This window comes from Brevundimonas sp., from assembly GCF_035561115.1.
Taxonomy (GTDB): domain Bacteria; phylum Pseudomonadota; class Alphaproteobacteria; order Caulobacterales; family Caulobacteraceae; genus Brevundimonas.
In genome coordinates, this window is record NZ_DATMYH010000102.1 from 1 (window position 1) to 19,810 (window position 19,810).

Here is a 19,810-nt window from a genome sequence, read left to right on the forward strand (position 1 = left end):
GGCCGCCCCCGCCGAGCCGGCCGCAGCCGATGAGGCCGTTGCGCCCAAGCGCCGCGCCCCGCGCCGCAAGGTCGAGGCGCCCGCCGAGGACTGACGGCCTCCCCGCGGCGCTTGACGCCGCCGCCGGGGACTGGCCCAAAGAGCGTCCGAACCCTACCGGAGCGCCCATGTCCCGCCTGTCGCGATCCCCGGCCCTGATCGCCCTCGCGGCGCTGACCCTGACGGCCTGCGCCAGCGCCCCGCCGCCTCCGCCGCCGCCTTCCGGAACCGGCGCCGCCCTGCGCGACTGGCGCGGGATCGTCACCTCGACCGACCGCGACCGCTACGCCCGACGCGACGCCGCCTGGTCGCTGGCGCTGCAGCAGGCGCGCCGCCAGCCCGGTTCCGGCGATCTGCGATCCCTCGGCGACCTGATCGACCCCGATATCCGGCGCGCGCCGGTGACTCCGCCGCCCGGCGACTATCGCTGCCGCACGGTCAAACTGGGCTCCCAGGGGGGCGAACAGGGTCTCGGCTATGTCGTCTACGGCTGGTTCGCCTGCCGCATCGAACAGACGCCGCGCGGCCTGAAATTCTCCAAATTGACCGGCAGCCAGCGCCCCGCGGGTCTGCTGTTCCCCGAGAACGACCGCCAGATGGTCCTGCTCGGCTCGCTGGCCCTGGCCGACGAGCCCGCCGCCAACTCCTATGGCCAGCGCCCCGACCGCGACCTGATCGCCGTGCTGGAGCGGATCGGCGACCGCCGGTGGCGCCTGGTCCTGCCCTGGCCCCAGGCCGAATCCAACCTCGACGTGATCGAACTCGTTCCGGCGTGACGGAGAAGGCGGCCCCGAAGCCCCGCAAATCGCGGGCCAAGGCCCCGAAGACTACGGCGGCCGCGCTCGACATCCCGCCGGCGCCGCGCCGGCCGCGCGCCGCCGACATCGCCGTGATCGGCGCCGGTCCCACCGGCCTCGCCGTCGCCCTGATGCTGACGCGGCAGGGGCGGCGCGTCATGGTCCACGAGCGGTTCGCCACGCCCCGCCCCGTCGGCGCCGGCTTCATGCTCCAGCCCACCGGCCTGCATGTGCTGGACCGGCTGGGCCTGACCCCGCGGGTCGAGGCCTGCGGCCAGCGCATCGACCACATCCTCGGCCGTGAGGCCCGTCGCGGCCGCGTGGTTCTGGATGTCCGCTACAGCGACCTGAAGCGCCCGCGCCCGGCCATCGGCATCCACCGCGCCGCCATGTTCGCCATCCTGTACGAGGCCTGCGTCGAGGCCGGCGTCGACTTCGAGACGGATCGCGAGATCGTCGCCGCCGACGCGGGCCGTCTGATCGACAGCGGCGGCCGCCGCAGCGCGCCCTTCAACCTGGTCATCGACGCCTCGGGGGCGCGTTCGGCCATAGCCGCCGGTATGGGCGTGGAGCGGCGCGATCTCGCCTGGGGCGCCCTCTGGGCGACCGTGCCGTGGCCCGGCGCGCCCTTTGATCCGACGGCTCTGGAGCAGGTCTATCTGGGCGCCAGCCGCATGCTGGGCGTCCTGCCCTGCGGGACCCGCCCGGGCGATGCGGCTCCCTTGGCGACCTTCTTCTGGAGTCTCAAGACCGAGATATGGCCTGACTGGTACGCCCTTGGGCTGGAAACCTGGAAGGATCATTGCCTTCGCCTCTGGCCCGAACTGACGCCCGTCATGGACGCCATTACCGACCGCGAGCAGATGACCCTGGCTTCCTACGGCCATCAGACCCTGGCCCGGCCCGTCGGCGACCGGCTGGCGGTGCTGGGCGACGCCGCCCATTCGACCAGCCCCCAGCTCGGTCAGGGGGTGAATATGGGCCTGCTGGACGCCCAGGCCCTGGGCGACGCCCTGATGGCGCATCGCGACCTGTCCACGGCGCTCAACGCCTATGCGCGCGCCCGGCGCTGGCATGTGCGGCTCTATCAGGCGCTCAGCCTCGGCTTCACCCCCTTCTACCAGGCCGACGGCCGCCTGCTGCCCTGGGTCCGGGACCATATGCTGGGCAAGGTCGCACGCCTGCCGCTGGCCCCGCGCCTGCTGGCCGCCACGGTCGCGGGCGTCCTGCTGGACCCCCGAGCGCGCGACGGCCGCTGAACGGGTTCGCGCCGCAGCCGTTTCAACGGTTCAGCCGTCAAGGAATGCTCATGCGAACTCTCGTCGCCATCGCCTCGCTCGCCGCCCTGATCGCCGCCTGCGGGGATAGTCCCGCGCCCGCCGACAATCCCGCCGCGACTCCGGCGACCGGGGCCCCGGCTCCGCCGTCCGCCGGGCCGCTCCCGGTCCCCGACCCGGGCTCCCCTCCGCCCGCCGGCGGCGAACAGGGTGGAGCGGCCGACTGGCGCCAGGTCGCCTCCGCCGCCGACGCCTCCAACCTCAGCCGACTGGACCAGGCCTGGCGTCTCGGCCGCGCCGAAGCGGAAGACAAGGGTTTCGCCGCCCGGGTCGAGGCCCTCGGCGCGCTGGTCGATCCCAACGCCGGTCAGACCGGCCGCCTCCAGCCGGCGCCGGGTTCCTATCGTTGCCGGACCATCAAGCTGGGGACGAACGCGCCCGGCGGGCCCGGCTATCTCGAATATCCCTGGTTCCGCTGCACCATCGAACTGACCCCCGGCGGCGACCTGATCCTGACCAAGGTCACCGGGTCCCAGCGCGTCCGCGGCCTGCTTTATCCGGACACGGATCGTCGCCTCGTCTTCATCGGCGCCCAGGCCTGGGGCATGGATGAAACCGGCTTCCCCCGCTATGGCGAACAGCCGGTGCGCGACCAGGTCGGGGTCTTCGAGCGCATTGGCTCGAACCGCTGGCGTCTCGTCGTGCCCTGGCCGAAGGTCGATTCGAAGCTCGAGATCCTTGAACTGACGGCGTGACCGCCCTTGACCCCCGGACCTCCCGCGACGACTCTGGTCGCGCGGGAGCGTCCCGCGAAAGTCCAGGGGGTCCGCATGCGCGGTTTCAGCATCACCATCGGAGCGGTCGTCGCCGTGGTCATCGTCGCCGCGATCGCTCTGATCGGCATGCCGACCTACAACGTCTACGCCAAGCAGATGCAGGGCAAGGCGGCCTATGAGCAGGCGGTTCAGGACCGCCGCATCCGCGTGCTGGAAGCCCAGGCCGCCCTCGATTCCGCCCAGCTGACCGCCCAGGCCGAGGTCGCCCGCGCCCGCGGCACCAACGAGGCCAACCGCATCATGGCCGAGAGCCTCGGCGGCCCCGACAACTACCTGCGCTGGGCCTATATCGACATGCTCAAGGAGACCGCGGGCAAGTCGGGCCGCGAAACCATCTACATCCCCACCGAAGCCGGCATGCCGTTGCTCGAGGCCGGCCGGGTCTCCCGCCGCCAGACGGAGTAGCGGCGGCAGGCGTTTCGTCAGGCCGGCGTCGTCTCGTCCAGCATCAGCTGATCGACGAAGGTGGCCAGGGCGTCCTGGGTGAAGGGCTTGGCCAGTCGCGGCAGTCCCAGGCTGAGCCGGCTGCCCCGGTCCGCCAGGTCCGCATAGCCGGTGACGATGCCGATGGGCAGGTCCGGTCTCGACCTGAGAATCTCGGCCGCCATCTGCGAACCGCTCATCCTCGGCATGACCTCGTCGGTGATGACCAGATCAAGCTCCGCATGCGCCCCCGCCGCCTCCAGACCCTCCTTCGCCGACAGCGCCGCGATCACCGTGTGGCCCAGGTCCTCGAGCATGGCGACGGTGTTCGTCAGCACCAGCTGGTCATCGTCCACCGCGAGGATACGCAGCCCCTGTCGTCCTGAGGCGCCCGCCGGCGCGCCGTCCGGGGCGTCCGCGTGCGGCCCCGGGGCGGCGACGGGCAGCCAGATGTGGGCGGTGACGCCTTCTCCCTCGCGGCTGACCAGGGCGAAGCGGCCGCCCGACTGTTCGGCCAGCCCATGAACCATGGACAGGCCGAGGCCCGTGCCCTTGCCGGCCCCCTTGGTGGTGAAGAACGGCTCGGTCGCCCTCTTGAGCGTCTCCTCGTCCATGCCTTCGCCGGTATCCTTGACGCTTATCCGCACGAAGGCGGGGTCGCCCCGGCTTCCCCCGGGCGAAACCGCTCCCGCGTCGGGTTCGGCCGTGATGGCGATCTTCCCGCCGTGCGGCATCGCATCCCGGGCATTGACGACCAGGTTCAGGATCGCGGCCTCCAGCTGGTAGGGATCGGTCTGCACCCGACGCAGCCTGGGCGGGAAGCGCACCGATACGTCGATGGTGGGACCGATGGTCCGCTCGATGAATTCCGACATGCCCCGGACCAGCGACGGCACGTCCACCGCCACGAAGGTCAGCTCCTGCTTGCGGGCGAAGGACAGCATCCGCTGGGTAAGAATGGCCCCCCGTTCCGCGCCCTGGATGGCGTTGTCCAGCAGGGGTGTGATCCGCGGATCGTAGTCGAGGCGCTTGCGGACCAGTTCCAGACTACCCAGCACGGCCATCAGCAGATTGTTGAAGTCGTGGGCGATGCCGCCGGTCAGCTGGCCGATCGCCTCGATCTTCTGGGACTGGAAAAGGGCTTCCTTCGCCTCCTCCAGCGCCCGCTGGGCCTCCAGCCGCTCGGTCACGTCCCGCGTCACCTTGGCGAACCCGAGCAGAGTCCCCTCGCCGTCGCGGATCGCGTCGATCACCACATGCGCCCTGAAGCGCGAGCCGTCCTTGCGGACCCGCCAGGCCTCGGTTTCGAACCGGCCCTCGTCCGCCGCGACGGCCAGCGCCTGGGCCGGCGCGCCGGCGGCCCGGTCCTCCTCCGTGTAGAAGGCCGAGAAATGGCCGCCGATGATTTCCTCGGGCCGATAGCCCTTGATCCGCTGGGCGCCCAGGTTCCAGGTCGTGACCCGCCCTGCGCTGTCCAGCATGTAGATGGCGTAGTCGACGACGCCCTGGACCAGCAGGCGGAATTCCTCCTCGCTCTTGCGCAGGGCCTCGGCCGCCAGCTTGCGCTCGGTCAGGTCGCGCGTGATCTTGGCGAAGCCGATCAGCTGTCCCCCGGACGACCGGATGGGGTCGAGCACGACGTGGGCCCAGAACCGGCCGCCGTCCTTGCGGACCCGCCATCCCTCCTGCTCGAACCGCCCCTCCGTCTCGGCCGTCCTCAGCGCCTTGCGGGGCACGCCTGCGGCCTGGTCTTCGGCCGTGTAGAAGCGCGAGAAATGATGTCCGATGATCTCGGTCGAGGCATAGCCCTTGAACCGTTCGGCCCCCGCGTTCCAGCTGACCACCCGGCCCTCGGGGTCCAGCATATAGATGGCGTAGTCCGTGATGGCGTTGACCAGCAGCCGGTAGCGGTCTTCGTCGGTGGTCGTCGCCGTCGCGGTCATTCACGCCCCCTGTCCGGGCCCCCACCCGACACGCGGGGGCACAACGGCGCCGGCGCGCACAAGGTTCCGGCGACCGGGCCGGTCACACCCTGGTCAGCCGCAGGTCATGATAGTCGTACGAGAAGTCCGCATCCGGACTGACAGCCTTCATCGTCGCCGCCACGGGCGCGCCGTTCTCGAGGGTGAAGGTGATGAACAGATCCTCCTCGCGCCGGTCCGTGAACCGCGTCCTCAGGGTGTCGCCGTCGTACGGCTCCAGCGGCCCCTGCAGCGAGGGCGTCCGGCTGAACGTCAGCCACAGCACCAGGTCGCGCGCCTCGATGACGACGTCGCCGTACCAGGGATCGCGCCACGTGCCGCGATAGGCGGAGAGGGGCAGGGACGGCGCCGCGCCCGCCGCCTGTTTCGCATCGATCTCCGCCGCGGCCGCGACCGACTTCGCATCGCCTTCGGCCTTCAGCCGCGCTCCGTCGGCGATCCAGTCGAAGCCCGTCTTGCCCATGACGATATCGGTGATGCCGCTGCGCAGCGCCCGCGTCAGGAAGCTTTCCTCGGCATTGGTGAAATACGAAAAGCCGGCGTCGCGCCCGGGGATCAGCACCGTGCCCGAAACATAGCCCGGGGCCCCGCCGCCGTGGGTGATCATCCGCTCGCCGCGATAGTCCTGCACCTGCCACCCCGTCGCATAGGTCGAGGCGATGGCCCGGCCTGGCAGCTCCGCCGTGGGGCCCGCCGAGTTGGAGACCAGGATGTTGGGCCGCCACATCTCATTGGCCCGCGCCTCGGAATACAGCCGCGTCCCGTCCGGCAGCCGCCCCCGCGCCAGTTGCACCGCGATCCATTTCGCCCAGTCCCCCGGCGTGGTGACGAAGCCACCCGCCGCCCCGGCCGAGGACCAGTTCCAGACCTCCTGGATAGACCGGCCGATGGTCTGCATCTCGCCCTGATAGCGCAGCGGCGGCCCCAGCCGGCCGTGCGGCAGGGCCGACTTCGCCGGATCGGCGGCGGTCATCAGCGGCAGGGTCTCGCTCATGCCCAGCCGGTCCAGAATCCGGGTCTGGACGAAATCCTCCCATGCCATCCCCGAGACGGCCGCGACCACCTCGCCCGCCACCACGAACATCAGGTTGCAGTAGTGGTAGGAGGTCCGGAACGTATCCTCGATCGGCACATGCGGCACCGCGGCCATGATCTCGGCCCGCGTCCGGTCGCTGTTGGGCCAGAACAGCAGGTCCCCGGCGCCGAGGCCGAAGCCGATCCGGTGGCTGACCAGGTCGCGCACCGTGACCATGTCGTTCAGCTCGGGCTTCGACAGGCTGAAGCCGGGCAGATACGTCCGCACCGGTTCGTCCCACTTCACCTTCCCCTCGTCGATCAGTATGGCCAGGGCCGCGCAGGTCACCGCCTTGGTGTTGGAGGCGATGGCGAACAGGGTGTGCTCGTCCACCGCCGCCCCGCCGATGGCCCGCACGCCGTAGCCGCGCGTCAGCACCGCCGCCCCGCCCTTGACCAGGGCCACCGAGACCGCCGGCTGGTCCGGGAAGGCCGCCATGACCCGCCTCACATACGCGTCGACCTGATCCGCCAGGGCGGCGCTGTCGTTCGCCGCGGCCTGGGCCCATCCGCGGGACGGCAGGGCCGCCGCGGCGGCCACGGACGAAACCAGCGCCGCGCGGCGCGTGAGGCGGATGGACATGGCGACGCTCCCGGCTGGACCGCGGCGACGCTAGCCCGCCCGCCCGCGCGCCGCCAAGCGGAAACCACAGCCTTCTTCGGGTGTTGCTGTTCCGGAAGGGAGCTGCTCGATGAAACGTTACGCCTACGGCTGGATCACCCTGGGGTTCTTCGTCGTCTCGTTCGGCCTGCACTGGCTGTTCGGCTGGTTCGCCTTCGTCGACGAGGCGCGCGAGCACGGCCAGGCGGCGCAGCTGTCGCCCTGGCTGATCGAGATGGGCCGCGACACCTTCGAGAACTGGCAGTCGGAGTTCCTGCAGCTGCTGTGGCAGGTCGTGGGCCTGGCCTATTTCCTCTACGTCGGCTCGCCCTCGTCCAAGGAGAACGACGACCGGGTCGAGGCCAAGATCGACGCCCTGCTCGAACTGGTCGGCAAGAAGAAGGGCGAGGAGCTGATCAGACAGATCGACGACACCCACCTGCGCCACCACGGCCATGCCCGGGTCCATGTGAACCCGCCCTATGTGAAGGGCGGCGAATAGCGCCCGCCGCGTCCCCCTGTCGCCGCCTCTTGTGTGACCCGACCGCCACACCCAGATTTGCGCCATCTCAAGGCGTCGCTTCCTGAAAGGGCGTGCTTGGGCGCACACTCCGCCTGATCAGGGGACACGCCGTGAATCTCGACCTCTACTCCGACCGCGCCAAACAGGCCGTCCAGTCCGCCCAGTCGCTGGCCCTCGCCCGCCGCCACCAGCAGTTCGCCCCCGAACACCTGCTCAAGGTGCTGCTGGAAGAGCGCGACGGCCTCGCCCGCAACCTGATCACCGCCGCCGGCGGCGACCCGGCGAAGGCCGAACAGGCCACCGAAACCGCCCTGTCCAAGCGCGCCCAGGTCTCGGGCGGCTCGGGCCAGCTCTATCTCGACGGCGACACCGCGCGCGTCTTCGCCACCGCCGAGGCCGCCTCGAAGAAGGCCGGCGACGCCTTCGTCACCACCGAACGCCTGCTCAGCGCCATCGCCCGCGAGGGCGGGGTCGCCGCCACCGTCCTGGCCTCCGTCGGCGCCACGCCGGACAAGCTGGACGCCGCCATCAACGAGATCCGCAAGGGCAAGACCGCCGACAGCGCCGGGGCCGAAGACGCCTACGACGCCCTCAAACGCTACGCCCGCGACCTGACCCTGGCCGCCCGCGACGGCAAGATCGACCCCGTCATCGGCCGCGACGAGGAAATCCGCCGCACCATCCAGGTCCTGGCCCGCCGCACCAAGAACAACCCCGTCCTGATCGGCGAACCCGGCGTCGGCAAGACCGCCATCGTCGAGGGCCTGGCCCTGCGCATCGTCAACGGCGACGTGCCCGAATCCCTGCGCGACAAGGTCGTCATGGCCCTCGACATGGGTTCCCTGATCGCCGGCGCCAAATACCGCGGCGAGTTCGAGGAGCGTCTGAAAGCTGTTCTGGCCGAGGTCACCGCGGCCGAGGGCGGCATCATCCTGTTCATCGACGAGATGCACACCCTGGTCGGCGCCGGCAAGGGCGACGGCGCCATGGACGCCTCCAACCTGCTGAAACCCGCCCTCGCCCGCGGCGAGCTGCACTGCGTCGGCGCCACCACCCTCGACGAATACCGCAAGCACGTCGAGAAGGACGCCGCCCTCGCCCGCCGCTTCCAGCCCGTCTTCGTCGAGGAGCCCAGCGTCGAGGACACCGTCTCCATCCTGCGCGGCATCAAGGAGAAGTATGAGGTCCACCACGGCGTGCGCATCAGCGACAGCGCCATCGTCGCCGCCGCCACCCTCAGCCACCGCTACATCACCGACCGCTTCCTGCCCGACAAGGCCATCGACCTGATCGACGAGGCCGCGTCGCGCGTGCGCATGGCCGTCGATTCCAAGCCCGAGGCCCTGGACGAGATCGACCGCCGCCTGGTCCAGCTGAAGATCGAGCGCGAAGCCCTGAAGAAGGAGGACGACAACGCCTCGCGCTTGCGCCTCGAAAAGCTCGAGGACGAGATCGCCGACCTCGAGGGCCAGTCCGACGACCTGACCGCCCGCTGGAAGTCGGAGAAGGACAAGGTCGGTCAGGGGGCGCAAGCCCGCGAAACCCTCGACCGCCTGCGCGCCGAACTGGCCGCCGCCCAGCGCGCCGGCGACCTGGGCCGCGCGTCGGAGATCGCCTACGGCCAGATCCCCCAGATCGAGAAACAGCTCGCCGAGGCCGAGGCCGCGGAATCGTCCGGGTCCGGACCATTGACCCCGGAAGTGGTCGACGCCGAACAGATCGCCCAGGTCGTCAGCCGCTGGACCGGCGTCCCCGTCGACAAGATGCTGGAGGGCGAGCGCGAAAAGCTGCTCAAGATGGAGGACGCCCTGTCCCGCCGCGTCGTCGGCCAGAACGAGGCCCTCGCCGCCGTCTCCGATGCGGTGCGCCGGGCCCGCGCCGGCCTGAACGACCCCAACCGTCCGCTGGGCAGCTTCCTCTTCCTCGGCCCCACGGGCGTCGGCAAGACCGAGCTGACCAAGGCCCTGGCCGAATTCCTGTTCGACGACGAGGCCGCCATCACCCGCATGGACATGTCCGAATATATGGAGAAGCACAGCGTTTCCCGCCTGATCGGCGCCCCTCCCGGCTATGTCGGTTATGACGAGGGCGGCGCCCTGACCGAGGCCGTCCGCCGCCGCCCCTATCAGGTCGTCCTGTTCGACGAGGTCGAAAAGGCCCACCCCGACGTCTTCAACGTCCTGCTGCAGGTGCTGGACGACGGCCGCCTGACCGACGGCCAGGGCCGCGTCATCGACTTCAAGAACACCCTGATCATCATGACCTCCAACCTCGGCTCGGAGGCCCTGGCCAACCAGGGCGAGGGCGACGACGTCGAGGCGGTGCGGCCCTACGTCATGGACCAGGTCCGCGGCCATTTCCGCCCCGAGTTCCTGAACCGCATCGACGAGATCATCCTCTTCCGCCGCCTCGGCCGCGACCAGATGTCGGGGATCGTCCGTATACAGATGGCTCGCTTCGAGAAACTGCTCGCCGATCGGCGTCTGACGCTGGCCCTGGACGACAGCGCCTACGCCTGGCTGGCCGACAAGGGCTACGACCCGGTCTACGGCGCGCGGCCGCTGAAGCGGGTGATCCAGAAGGACCTCGTCGACCCGATCGCGCGCAAACTGCTGGCGGGCGAGATCGAGGACGGGAGCGTGATCGCCGTGTCAGCGGGGGACGGCGGGCTGGTGATCGGGAAGGCGCGGGTGCACTAACCCCCCTTTCGTCATCCTCCGGCAAGCCGCGTCTTCGCGGCGCAGACCGGGGGACCCAGCGGCGCGCGCGAGCGCGACCCTGTCGCGGACTCCGCCGTAGGACAGCGTGCGTGAACGGATCGCCTTCGGCGCCGCTGGGTCCCCCGGTCTCGCTGCGCTCGCCGGAGGATGACGAAAGGAAGGGGGCGAGGATGACGAAAGAAGAAGGAACGCATAGGTTGTGCGTATGGGGACCCATCGGACCTTTATCGCCACCTACATCATGGCCAGTCGGCGAAACGGCACGGTCTATGTCGGCATGACGTCCAACCTCACCGCCCGGGTCTGGAAGCACAAGACCGGCGCCTTCGACGGCTTCACCGAGGCCAATGACTGCAAGCTGCTGGTCTGGTTCGAGCCGCACCAATGGGTGGTCGATGCGATCCGGCGCGAGAAGCGGCTCAAGAAATGGCTGCGCGACTGGAAGCTGGCCCTGATCGAGACGAACAATCCCGAATGGCTGGACCTCGCGGCGGACTGGTATCCCGTCCACGATCCGGACTGGCGCCCGCCGCCGGAAGAGGACTGACGTTCTGCTGGCAATCCGCCGCCAGCCAGACGACTTCGCGCCGCCAACCCCTTGATCGCGCGGCCTTACCTCGCCGGAGTAGCGTCATTTGCCAGCCGCAGGAACGGCCCGTGCGACACTGCGGGCCTGACCTTCGCCCGCGATCTTTGACAATCAAATCCCGCCACCCATCCGGACTCAGTGGACTCTTCGGACTCTTCGGACGGTGTTTTTCCGCGACCGCCCCGTCAGCCGGATGAGACTCACGAGACGGCTTTTTCCGCCCGCACGCAGTGCACCCTGTGCACGCTTCGCACCGTGTTTTTCCCACGAAAAAGGCCCCGGCGTTTCCACCGGGGCCCCATCCATTTCAGCGAAGTCGCCGCCTTAGCGACGGCTGCGTCCGCGATCACGATCGCCGCCGCCGCCTTCACGCTTCGGCCGGCCGCCGGTGTCGTCCGACAGCGGGGGCTCGCCGCGTTCGGCGCGTTCGGCGTTGATCTTGTCGGTGATGTCCTCGCCGGTTTCCTGATCGACGACCTTCATCGACAGCTTGGTCTTGCCGCGGTCGTCCATGCCCAGGAATTTGACCTTGACCTCCTGGCCTTCGGTCAGGACGTCGGCCGGGTTGGCGACGCGTTCCAGGCTGATCTGCGACACGTGGACCAGACCGTCCTTGGCGCCGAAGAAGTTCACGAAGGCGCCGAAGTCGACCACCTTCACGACCTTGCCCGAATAGATCATGCCGGGCTCGGGCTCGGACACGATCGACGAGATCCAGTTCTTGGCCGCGTCGATCTTCTCCTGGTCCGAGGCGGCGATCTTCACCGTGCCGTCGTCCTCGATGTTGATCTTGGCGCCGGTCTTTTCGACGATCTCGCGGATGATCTTGCCGCCGGTGCCGATGATGTCGCGGATCTTGTCGGTCGGAACCTTGATCGACTCGATCTTGGGCGCGTACTCGCCCAGCTCGGTGCGGGCGCCGTCGATGGCCTTGTCCATCTCGTCGAGGATGTGCAGGCGGCCGGCCGAAGCCTGGGCGATCGCCTTGCGCATGATCTCTTCGGTGATGCCCGCGACCTTGATGTCCATCTGCAGCGAGGTGATGCCTTCGCGCGTGCCGGCCACCTTGAAGTCCATGTCGCCCAGGTGATCTTCGTCACCCAGGATGTCGGACAGGATGGCGAACTCGCCCGAGGGCTCCAGGATCAGGCCCATGGCGATGCCCGAGACGGGACGCTTCAGCGGCACGCCCGCGTCCATCAGCGCCAGCGACGATCCGCAGACCGTGGCCATCGAGGACGAACCGTTGGACTCGGTGATCTCCGACACCAGACGGATGGTGTAGGGGAAGTCTTCCGAGCTCGGCAGCATCGGACGGATCGCCCGCCAGGCCAGCTTGCCGTGACCGATTTCCCGACGACCCGCGCCGCCCATCCGACCGGTCTCGCCGACCGAATAGGGAGGGAAGTTGTAGTGGAGCAGGAACTTCTCTTTGTAGGTGCCGCTCAGCGCGTCGACGTACTGCTCGTCCTCGCCGGTGCCGAGGGTGGCGACGACGATGGCCTGGGTTTCACCGCGGGTGAACAGGGCCGAGCCGTGGGTGCGCGGGAAGACGCCGACTTCCGAGACGATGTCGCGGACCTTGTCCAGGGCGCGGCCGTCGACGCGGTGGCCGTTGTCGATGATGTCGCGACGCAGGACGTGGGCTTCGCATTCCTTGAAGGCGACGCCGAACCGCGAGGCGTCGACGCCGTCGGGGTTTTCGTCGGTCTTCACCAGCTTGGCGGCGGCGGCCTTCTTGGCCACGTCGACGCCGTTGCGGCGCTCGTATTTGCCGGCGTGGGTGTAGGCGGCCTTGATGTCGTCGCCGACCAGCGACTGGATCGAGGTGACGATGTCCGACACGTCGTCGGGCTGGAAGTCGAAGGGCTCCTTGGCGGCGTGCTCGGCCATTTCGATGATGGCGTCGATCACCGGCTGCATGCCGCGGTGCGCGAACATCAGGGCGTTCAGCATGATCTCTTCCGACAGCTCCTTGGCTTCGGATTCGACCATCATCAGGGCGTCCTGGGTGCCGGCGACGACGAGGTCGAGCTGGCTGTCCGGCAGCTGGTCGAGGGTCGGGTTCAGCACGAACTCGCCGTCGATATAGCCGACGCGCGCGGCGCCGATCGGACCCATGAAGGGCACGCCCGAGATGGTCAGGGCGGCCGAGGCGGCGACCATGCCGACCACGTCGGGGTCGTTCTCCATGTCGTGCTGCAGCACGGTGATGACGACCTGGGTCTCGTTCTTGAAGCCCTTGACGAACAGCGGGCGGATCGGGCGGTCGATCAGGCGGGAGACCAGCGTCTCCTTCTCGGTCGGACGGCCTTCACGCTTGAAATAGCCGCCCGGGATCTTGCCGGCGGCGAAGGTCTTTTCCTGGTAGTTGACGGTCAGCGGGAAGAAATCCAGGCCCGGCTTGGGCGCGCGACCATAGACGACGGTGGCGAGGACGACGGTCTCGCCATAGGTGGCCAGGACGGCGCCGTCGGCCTGACGGGCGATGCGGCCCGTTTCCAGGGTCAGCGGGCGGCCGGCCCAGTCGATCGTCTTGCGTTTGATATCGAACATGTTTCGTCTTTCGTATCCCGCGGGCGGATTCCGCGCGGGGTCCCATCAGTGGGTGGAGCGTCGGGCGTTCAGTCCTTCGGTCCATGGGCGTCCGCGCCATCGCGAACCGCCCGGGAAGAAGAGGACCGGTATGGCCCTCGCGTCATGCGCCCTGGGGTCCCGGGGCGCGCGGGTCGTTCTGGATGCGGAACGAGGCGCGGACATGGCCCGCGCCTCGAAAAACTCTTCCGCTCGTCCCTTCGCCTTAGCGGCGCAGGTTCAGCTTGCCGATCAGGGCGGCGTAGCGCTCGCGATCGACCTTGGACAGGTGGTCAAGAAGGCGACGACGCTGCGAGACCATCTTGAGCAGGCCGCGGCGCGAGTGGTTGTCCTTCTTGTGGGTCTTGAAGTGTTCGGTGAGGTTGGCGATGCGTTCCGACAGGATCGCGACCTGGACCTCGGCCGAGCCGGTGTCGCCGGCGGTGCGGGCGTTTTCGGCGATGACTTCGTTCTTGCGTTCAGCAGTAATCGACATCGGATAACTCCTATTGGAGGTTAAATACGCGGTCGGGTTCAAAGCGACCGGCCCGCAACTGACCGAGAGCGACGAGGGTCTGTCCTTGAAAGGCTGAAACGGTTCTGGAGCCATCCCGAAGGCGGCTTTTGAGCGTTTCGACCTGTCGGGGGAGCAGAACGATCGGTCGTCCCTGACGAAGCGAGAAGGCGTCCTGATCCGTCACGGCCAGCTCCGGGATGTCGTCCAGGGCGGTCGCAACGGGAAGCAAGCCTTCCGAGGCGGCGTCCCTATGCACCAGATCGGTCAGGAAATCCAGCGTGACGGCGCTTTCCGTCGAGAACGGCCCGACCCGCTCGCGGCGCAGGGCCGAAACATGCCCCTCGGCGCCCAGCATGACCGCCAGATCGCGCGCCAGCGACCGCACATAGACGCCCTTGCCCGTCCGCATTCTGATTTCCACATGGTCGGCGTCCGGCGCGTCGGTGACCGCCGCCTCATGGATGGTCACCCGGCGGCTGGCCAGCTCGAACTCGGCCCCGTCCCGGGCCAGGTCATAGGCGCGCTGGCCGTCCACCTTGATGGCGCTGAACTGCGGCGGGACCTGATCGATCTCGCCGACGAAGGCCGGCAGGGCCGCCCGCACGGCTTCCACATCAGGCCGCACGTCCGAACGGGCGGTGATCTCGCCCTCGCGGTCCAGGCTGTCGGTCGTGACGCCCCAGTTGATGGTGAAGCGATAGACCTTCTGCGCCTCCATCATGAAGGGCACCGTCTTGGTCGCCTCGCCCAGGGCGATGGGCAGGATGCCGGACGCCAGCGGATCGAGCGTCCCCGCGTGACCCGCCTTCTGGGCGTCGAACAGGCGGCGCACCTTCGAGACCGCCTCGGTCGAACCCATGCCGTACGGCTTGTCCAGACAGACCCAGCCGTTGACGATCTCGCCCTTCTTGCGGCGGCCCATCAGGACTCTTCCGTCGACCCTACCGCGCCTCGCGCTGCTTGAGGGCCATCCTCTTCCGCATCGTCATCCTCGAACGGGGACACATAGACGTCGGCGCGCACCCGGGGATCGTCCAGCAGCCGGTTCAGCCGCTCGGCGGCGGCGAAGCTCTCGTCGTGGCGGAAGCGCAGGTCGGGGGTGAAACGCATGTCGATATGCCGCCCCAGCGCCCCGCGCAGGAATTTGGCGTGGATGTTCAGCGCCTTGACGATCTCGTCGATATGGCCGGCGACCGGCGCCGTCTCGACGCCCGCGCCCAGCGGCTCCACGAAACAGGTGGCGTGCTTCAGGTCGGGCGACAGCCGCACCTCGGTGACGGTCACGGACACGCCGACGAGAGCCGGATCGCGGATCTCGTTTTCGCGCATGACCTCGACCAGGGCGTGGCGGATCATTTCCGAGGCGCGCAGCTGGCGCTGGCTGACGGTTCCGGCCTTGGCGGCGGGCTTCCTGGGTTTACGGTTGCTCATGCTTTGTCCTCGTCGCCTGTCGGGGATCGGACCCGGCTTGAAAAAGCGAAGGGGCGGGGTCTAGTCCCGTGATGGCCCGGTGTCCAATTCGGCACGGTCGATGGTCGCCATGACCTCCGCCGAAGTGATCGAGCGGATCGGGCGCACGGGCAGGCCCGCCGCATTCAGAACGCCCGCGCTCCAGTGGTTGCACAGATGCCCGATCGAGAAATGCTCCCGGCTGGCGAAGAACCGCGCATCGTCGCCCGCGCGCGCCGCCGCGATGCGGGGGCGACCGTCGGTCAGTTCCATCGAATTCTGGATATGGTCGGCCATCGCCTCAAAACCCGCCCCCGAAAGACGTAGCGTTCGGCGGGTCCCGGGAGCGAAGGCCGTGCGCGGGTCGCGTTGGGCCGGATCCAGCATGATCACCGAGGCGTTGCCCGGCCTGAAGAAGGCGCGCAGACCGTCCGGCAGGCGGCTCTCCATCGGGCTCTGGTCGACGTAGAATTTGGCGTCGCCCCAGCCGATCAGGATCCAGTCCCCCGCCGCCAGGCCGCGCACGGCGTCCGCCAGCGGCCCCGGCCGCGCCTCAAGGGCCCGGCGCGGAACCGCCAGGTCGGTGTGGAAGCCGTTGTCCAGCAGATGGACCTCGACACCCGCGCCATCGGCGCGCGCGGGCCACAGATCGGGGTCGCCCGGCGCCGTCCAGGTCCAGACGGCGGCGAGGATCGCCAGAACGGCGACGCCCAGAAAGCGCTTCAGACCCCAGGATTCACGGCGGCGTTTCATCTCTGACGGAAGCTCCAGACGCCGCACAGGGCGGAGAGCGGCGCATCGGGTCCCACGATCGTCCTGGCGCGGAACACCATCATGTCCACGCGATCCTGACGATGCAGCAAGGCGACCACGCCGGGCGCCGCGCCGCCGCAAAGCGTCGAGGCGGGGACGGGCTGGTTCCGGGTCGGAGGCACGATCCGACGCAGCTCGATCTGGGCGTTGGCCGGCGCGTCCAGCCGGCCGGCGAAGGTCTCGCCCGCCACAAAGGCCTCCCGGCCGGCGGCGATGCGAAGCGGCTGGGTGTGGAAGGTCTCGCCGGCATCGAACTTCACGCTCGCGCCGACGAAGGCGACGGCGCCGACAGCGGCCCGGGTCGCTTCATCGGCTGGGCCGAATTCGCCGGCCAGCAAAGCGTCCGCCGGATCCGCAGCAAAGGTTTCCGGGTCTGCAGCGACGGCCGCCTTCAGACCCGACAACCCATCGGCGGCGCCGGATGGCAGCCGGCCCGCCCAGTCGGCCACCCGGCCGGCCGCGGGCGCCGCCTCGTCCCGCAAGGCGCGCCAGGCTTCGATCGCGTGCCGGTTCTCGATGGCGAGGAGGAACAGCACCAGGCACAGGAACGCCAGCGCGCCGGCCAGGCGTTTCAATCCGGTCTGTCGAGGGAGGGCGGCGGCGGACATCGCTGCAACCTTAGCGAGGCCGCGCGGGGAGGTGAACGGCTATCGCGCGACAGGCGCGTTCGGATCGTCTGCGACGCCGCTCGAAGGCGGAACCGCCCACTCGCCGCGCCAGTCGTACGACAGCTGGACGCAATGCCGATAGGTCCCGTCGGACCAGCGCCCGACGGCATGCAGCGCCAGAGGCCGCGCCAGCCGCACCCGGCCCAGCACCATCCAGGCCTCGTCCGATCCGGGGCAAAGGGCTCGGCCCAGCGCCCGGCCGCCGCCTTCGGGGGTGATGGAATAGACGGCCGTCTCGGTCGACCCTGCCGGCAGCGCACGCCGCACGGCGTCAGGCCCGCCGCGCCGGATGTCGGCCTGACCCCGGTTCGAGGTGGAGATGATCCGGCGCACGCTGATGGCGCCGAACAGGCCGCGCTCGGCCTCAAGGGTGATGCCGCGCGTCAGGGCCTGGGTGACCCGGTCGGAAGCGTTGTAGGCGAGGTAGCGCGTCTCCGCCGAAGCGGGACCGGCCCAGACAACCTGGGTGAGGGCGGACAGGGTCAGGACGGCGATCAGGAAACGGCGCATGCGATTTGATCTCTGACGGGTAAGGCGAAAAGGCGGCGCTTGCGCATGTCCCTCCCCCTCCGGGGGAGGGTGGTCGCGAAGCGACCGGGTGGGAACGGCCGGCAGGACCAGACGCCGGCGTTTACGTCGCCGAGCCCCTCCCACCCTGTCGCCGCTGCGCGCCGACATCCCTCCCCCCGGAGGGGGAGGGAGACGCATTACGCAAATCCTAGTCCAGCGTGCGCTTGATCTCTTCGACCGTGAAGCACTCGATGTAGTCGCCGGCCTTGATGTCCTGGAAGCCCTGGAAATGCATGCCGCACTCCTGGCCCGACGGAACCTCGTTGACCTCGTCCTTGAAGCGCTTGAGCGTCGTGAGCGTGCCCAGTTCCAGAACCACGACGTCGTCGCGGATGATCCGGACCTTGGCGCCCTTGCGGACCACGCCCTCGGACACCCGGCAACCGGCGATCTTGCCGGTCTTGGAGATATCGAAGACCTGCAGCACCGCCGCATTGCCCAGGAAGGTCTCGCGTTGCAGCGGGGCCAGCATGCCGGACAGCACGCCCTTCATGTCGTCGAGCAGGTCGTAGATGATCGCATAGTAGCGGATCTCGACGCCCTCGCGCTCGGCCAGGTCGCGGGCCTGTTTCGAGGCGCGGACGTTGAAGCCGAGGATCGGCGCGCCGGCCGACTTGGCCAGCTGGACGTCGCTCTCGGTGATGCCGCCGGCGCCCGAATAGACGGTGCGCGCGCGAACCTCCTCGTTGCCCATCTTCTCGAGCGAGCCGACGATGGCTTCCGCCGAGCCCTGAACGTCGGCCTTGATGAGGACCGGCAGTTCCGAGACCTTCTTGGACTGCAGCTTGGACATCATGTCGACCAGGCTGACCTGGTTGATGCCGCCGGTCAGCTTCTCGCGCTTGATGCGGGCGCGGTATTCGGTCAGCTCGCGGGCGCGGGCCTCGTTCTCGACCACGGCGAACGGGTCGCCCGGGCTCGGGGCCTCGTCCAGACCCAGGATCTCGACCGGCACGGACGGACCGGCCTCGGTCAGCTGGGCGTTGCGTTCGTCCAGCAGGGCGCGAACCTTGCCCCAGGCCGAACCGGCCACGACGATGTCGCCGCGCTTCAGCGTGCCGCGCTTGACCAGGACGGTCGCAACCGGGCCGCGGCCCTTGTCCAGCTTGGCCTCGATGACCACGCCTTCCGAGGAGCGTTCCGGATCGGCCTTCAGGTCCATGACCTCGGCCTGCACCAGGATGGCGTCGATCAGGCCGTTGAGGTTGGTCCGTTCCTTGGCCGACACCTCGATGATCTGGGTGTCGCCGCCCAGGCTCTCGGCGATGACTTCATACTGCAGCAGCTCGTTGACGACCTTCAGCGGGTTGGCGTCCGGCTTGTCGATCTTGTTGACCGCCACGATGATCGGGGCGCCGGCCGCCTTGGCGTGCTGGATGGCCTCGATGGTCTGGGGCATGACGCCGTCGTCGGCGGCCACGACCAGAACCACGATGTCCGTCACATTGGCGCCGCGCGCCCGCATGGCGCTGAACGCCGCGTGGCCCGGGGTGTCGAGGAAGGTGACGCGATCGCCGCTTTCCAGACGCACCTGATAGGCGCCGATGTGCTGGGTGATGCCGCCGGCCTCGCCCGATGCGACGTCGGTCGTCCGCAGGGCGTCCAGAAGCGAGGTCTTGCCGTGATCGACGTGGCCCATGATGGCCACCACCGGCGCGCGGGGCGTGGTCGCCTCGTCGTCGATCGCGTCGGACAGGAAGCCCGCCTCGACGTCGGATTCCGAGACGCGGCGCACGGTCATGCCGAATTCGTCGGCCACCAGTTCGGCGGTGTCGGTGTCGATGACGTCGTTGATCTTCATCATCAGGCCCTGCTTCATCAGGAATTTGATGATGTCGACGCCGCGGACGGCCATCCGGTTGGACAGCTCCTGCACGGTGATGACGTCAGGGATGACGACCTCGCGCGGACGGTTCGGGGCGTCGGTGGATCCGCCCTTGCGCTTCTCTTTTTCACGTTCGCGGGCGCGGCGGACCGAGGCCAGCGAGCGCATCCGCTCGGCCGTGTCGCCGTCGCCGGCGACCGACTGGATGGTCAGGCGGCCTTCACGGCGCTTGGGTTCGCCGCGGGTGCGGCTGACGGCCTTGCCGGCGTCCGAGAAACGCTTGTCGCGATCGTCCTCGGGCTTGACGGGACGGGCGAAACCGCCGCCGGGCGCGCGGCTCGGACGGGCGACCTCGGCCTGGGCCGGGGGGGCGTTCGGGGTCGGACGACCGCCGGGGCCGGTGCGCGGGCCCGGACGGGCGGCGCCGGGCGCGGGACGCGGGGTCAGGGCCGAATAGCGGACCGGCTCGGCCGGACGGCCGGTCGGGCGGGCCGGAGCGGCGGGACGATCCGAATAGGCGCGTTCGCCGCCGC

The 19,810-nt window shown here is 69.2% G+C and carries 17 protein-coding genes; 7 read left to right on the top strand and 10 right to left on the bottom strand.

Annotation, left to right across the window (positions count from 1 at the left end):
* Positions 1 to 167 precede the first annotated feature (167 nt).
* The 4 genes from VN378_RS13145 (at position 168) to VN378_RS13160 (ending at position 3,354) form a co-directional block, all read left to right on the top strand.
* Complete coding sequence (locus tag VN378_RS13145) at positions 168 to 815, top strand: DUF4893 domain-containing protein (protein WP_325744030.1); 648 nt, start codon at positions 168 to 170, stop codon at positions 813 to 815.
* Entirely contained in the window at positions 812 to 2,095 is a 1,284-nt protein-coding gene (locus VN378_RS13150) for an NAD(P)/FAD-dependent oxidoreductase (RefSeq protein ID WP_325744031.1), read from the top strand. Before VN378_RS13145 ends, VN378_RS13150 begins: the two co-directional genes overlap by 4 nt.
* A 50-nt stretch (positions 2,096 to 2,145) precedes the next feature.
* On the top strand, positions 2,146 to 2,868 hold the full coding sequence (locus tag VN378_RS13155; protein ID WP_325744032.1) for a DUF4893 domain-containing protein: 723 nt from the start codon (positions 2,146 to 2,148) through the stop codon (positions 2,866 to 2,868).
* Between the two features lie 75 nt (positions 2,869 to 2,943).
* Positions 2,944 to 3,354 (top strand): hypothetical protein, encoded by a 411-nt coding sequence (locus VN378_RS13160; RefSeq protein ID WP_325744033.1) that lies wholly within the window; start codon positions 2,944 to 2,946, stop codon positions 3,352 to 3,354.
* Positions 3,355 to 3,371: 17 nt separating this feature from the next.
* Here VN378_RS13160 and VN378_RS13165 read toward each other — a convergent pair whose 3' ends face one another.
* Both VN378_RS13165 and VN378_RS13170 read right to left on the bottom strand, forming a co-directional pair.
* Positions 3,372 to 5,315, bottom strand: a complete 1,944-nt coding sequence (locus tag VN378_RS13165; RefSeq protein WP_325744034.1) for a PAS domain S-box protein — start codon at positions 5,313 to 5,315, stop codon at positions 3,372 to 3,374.
* Between the two features lie 82 nt (positions 5,316 to 5,397).
* Positions 5,398 to 7,011, bottom strand: coding sequence for a serine hydrolase (locus VN378_RS13170; protein WP_325744035.1), 1,614 nt, complete (start codon positions 7,009 to 7,011; stop codon positions 5,398 to 5,400).
* A gap of 109 nt (positions 7,012 to 7,120) precedes the next feature.
* Between VN378_RS13170 and VN378_RS13175 the strand changes: the two genes are divergently transcribed.
* From VN378_RS13175 to VN378_RS13185, 3 genes are all read left to right on the top strand, one after another.
* Complete coding sequence (locus tag VN378_RS13175; RefSeq protein WP_325744036.1) at positions 7,121 to 7,531, top strand: DUF6766 family protein; 411 nt, start codon at positions 7,121 to 7,123, stop codon at positions 7,529 to 7,531.
* A 131-nt stretch (positions 7,532 to 7,662) separates the two neighbouring features.
* Positions 7,663 to 10,251 carry an ATP-dependent chaperone ClpB gene (gene clpB / locus VN378_RS13180; protein WP_325744037.1) on the top strand — a complete coding sequence of 863 codons (2,589 nt, stop codon included), beginning with the start codon at positions 7,663 to 7,665 and terminating at the stop codon, positions 10,249 to 10,251.
* 226 nt (positions 10,252 to 10,477) lie between these two features.
* A complete protein-coding gene (locus VN378_RS13185) occupies positions 10,478 to 10,819 on the top strand; it encodes a GIY-YIG nuclease family protein (protein WP_325744038.1) in 342 nt (113 codons plus the stop codon).
* 366 nt (positions 10,820 to 11,185) lie between these two features.
* Here the strand turns inward: VN378_RS13185 and pnp are convergent, their stop codons facing one another.
* From pnp to infB, 8 genes are all read right to left on the bottom strand, one after another.
* Positions 11,186 to 13,417 carry a polyribonucleotide nucleotidyltransferase gene (gene pnp, locus VN378_RS13190; RefSeq protein ID WP_325744039.1) on the bottom strand — a complete coding sequence of 744 codons (2,232 nt, stop codon included), beginning with the start codon at positions 13,415 to 13,417 and terminating at the stop codon, positions 11,186 to 11,188.
* A gap of 244 nt (positions 13,418 to 13,661) precedes the next feature.
* Positions 13,662 to 13,931: a 30S ribosomal protein S15 gene (gene rpsO / locus VN378_RS13195; protein WP_325744040.1), complete on the bottom strand. Its 270-nt coding sequence runs from the start codon at positions 13,929 to 13,931 to the stop codon at positions 13,662 to 13,664.
* Positions 13,932 to 13,941: 10 nt separating this feature from the next.
* A complete protein-coding gene (gene truB, locus VN378_RS13200; RefSeq protein ID WP_325744041.1) occupies positions 13,942 to 14,874 on the bottom strand; it encodes a tRNA pseudouridine(55) synthase TruB in 933 nt (310 codons plus the stop codon).
* Positions 14,874 to 15,383 (bottom strand): 30S ribosome-binding factor RbfA, encoded by a 510-nt coding sequence (gene rbfA, locus VN378_RS13205; RefSeq protein WP_325744042.1) that lies wholly within the window; start codon positions 15,381 to 15,383, stop codon positions 14,874 to 14,876. The genes truB and rbfA overlap by 1 nt, the downstream gene beginning before the upstream one ends.
* Positions 15,384 to 15,443: 60 nt before the next feature.
* Complete coding sequence (locus VN378_RS13210) at positions 15,444 to 16,154, bottom strand: DUF2459 domain-containing protein (RefSeq protein WP_325744043.1); 711 nt, start codon at positions 16,152 to 16,154, stop codon at positions 15,444 to 15,446.
* Positions 16,151 to 16,822 (bottom strand): hypothetical protein, encoded by a 672-nt coding sequence (locus tag VN378_RS13215; RefSeq protein WP_325744044.1) that lies wholly within the window; start codon positions 16,820 to 16,822, stop codon positions 16,151 to 16,153. Before VN378_RS13215 ends, VN378_RS13210 begins: the two co-directional genes overlap by 4 nt.
* A gap of 39 nt (positions 16,823 to 16,861) precedes the next feature.
* A complete protein-coding gene (locus VN378_RS13220; protein WP_325744045.1) occupies positions 16,862 to 17,392 on the bottom strand; it encodes a hypothetical protein in 531 nt (176 codons plus the stop codon).
* Positions 17,393 to 17,600: 208 nt separating this feature from the next.
* Positions 17,601 to 19,810, bottom strand: a 2,210-nt coding sequence (infB, locus tag VN378_RS13225; RefSeq protein WP_325744046.1) for a translation initiation factor IF-2, incomplete at its 5' end; no start/stop codon positions are given.

Bases quoted from the DNA above. Each gene is read 5' to 3' on its own strand.
- VN378_RS13145 (WP_325744030.1), top strand. From the start codon at position 168: ATGTCCCGCCTGTCGCGATCCCCGGCCCTGATCGCCCTCGCGGCGCTG.
- VN378_RS13155 (WP_325744032.1), top strand. From the start codon at position 2,146: ATGCGAACTCTCGTCGCCATCGCCTCGCTCGCCGCCCTGATCGCCGCC.
- VN378_RS13160 (WP_325744033.1), top strand. From the start codon at position 2,944: ATGCGCGGTTTCAGCATCACCATCGGAGCGGTCGTCGCCGTGGTCATC.
- VN378_RS13165 (WP_325744034.1), bottom strand. From the start codon at position 5,315: ATGACCGCGACGGCGACGACCACCGACGAAGACCGCTACCGGCTGCTG.
- VN378_RS13170 (WP_325744035.1), bottom strand. From the start codon at position 7,011: ATGTCCATCCGCCTCACGCGCCGCGCGGCGCTGGTTTCGTCCGTGGCC.
- VN378_RS13175 (WP_325744036.1), top strand. From the start codon at position 7,121: ATGAAACGTTACGCCTACGGCTGGATCACCCTGGGGTTCTTCGTCGTC.
- VN378_RS13185 (WP_325744038.1), top strand. From the start codon at position 10,478: ATGGGGACCCATCGGACCTTTATCGCCACCTACATCATGGCCAGTCGG.
- pnp (WP_325744039.1), bottom strand. From the start codon at position 13,417: ATGTTCGATATCAAACGCAAGACGATCGACTGGGCCGGCCGCCCGCTG.
- rpsO (WP_325744040.1), bottom strand. From the start codon at position 13,931: ATGTCGATTACTGCTGAACGCAAGAACGAAGTCATCGCCGAAAACGCC.
- truB (WP_325744041.1), bottom strand. From the start codon at position 14,874: ATGGGCCGCCGCAAGAAGGGCGAGATCGTCAACGGCTGGGTCTGTCTG.
- rbfA (WP_325744042.1), bottom strand. From the start codon at position 15,383: ATGAGCAACCGTAAACCCAGGAAGCCCGCCGCCAAGGCCGGAACCGTC.
- VN378_RS13210 (WP_325744043.1), bottom strand. From the start codon at position 16,154: ATGAAACGCCGCCGTGAATCCTGGGGTCTGAAGCGCTTTCTGGGCGTC.
- VN378_RS13215 (WP_325744044.1), bottom strand. From the start codon at position 16,822: ATGTCCGCCGCCGCCCTCCCTCGACAGACCGGATTGAAACGCCTGGCC.
- VN378_RS13220 (WP_325744045.1), bottom strand. From the start codon at position 17,392: ATGCGCCGTTTCCTGATCGCCGTCCTGACCCTGTCCGCCCTCACCCAG.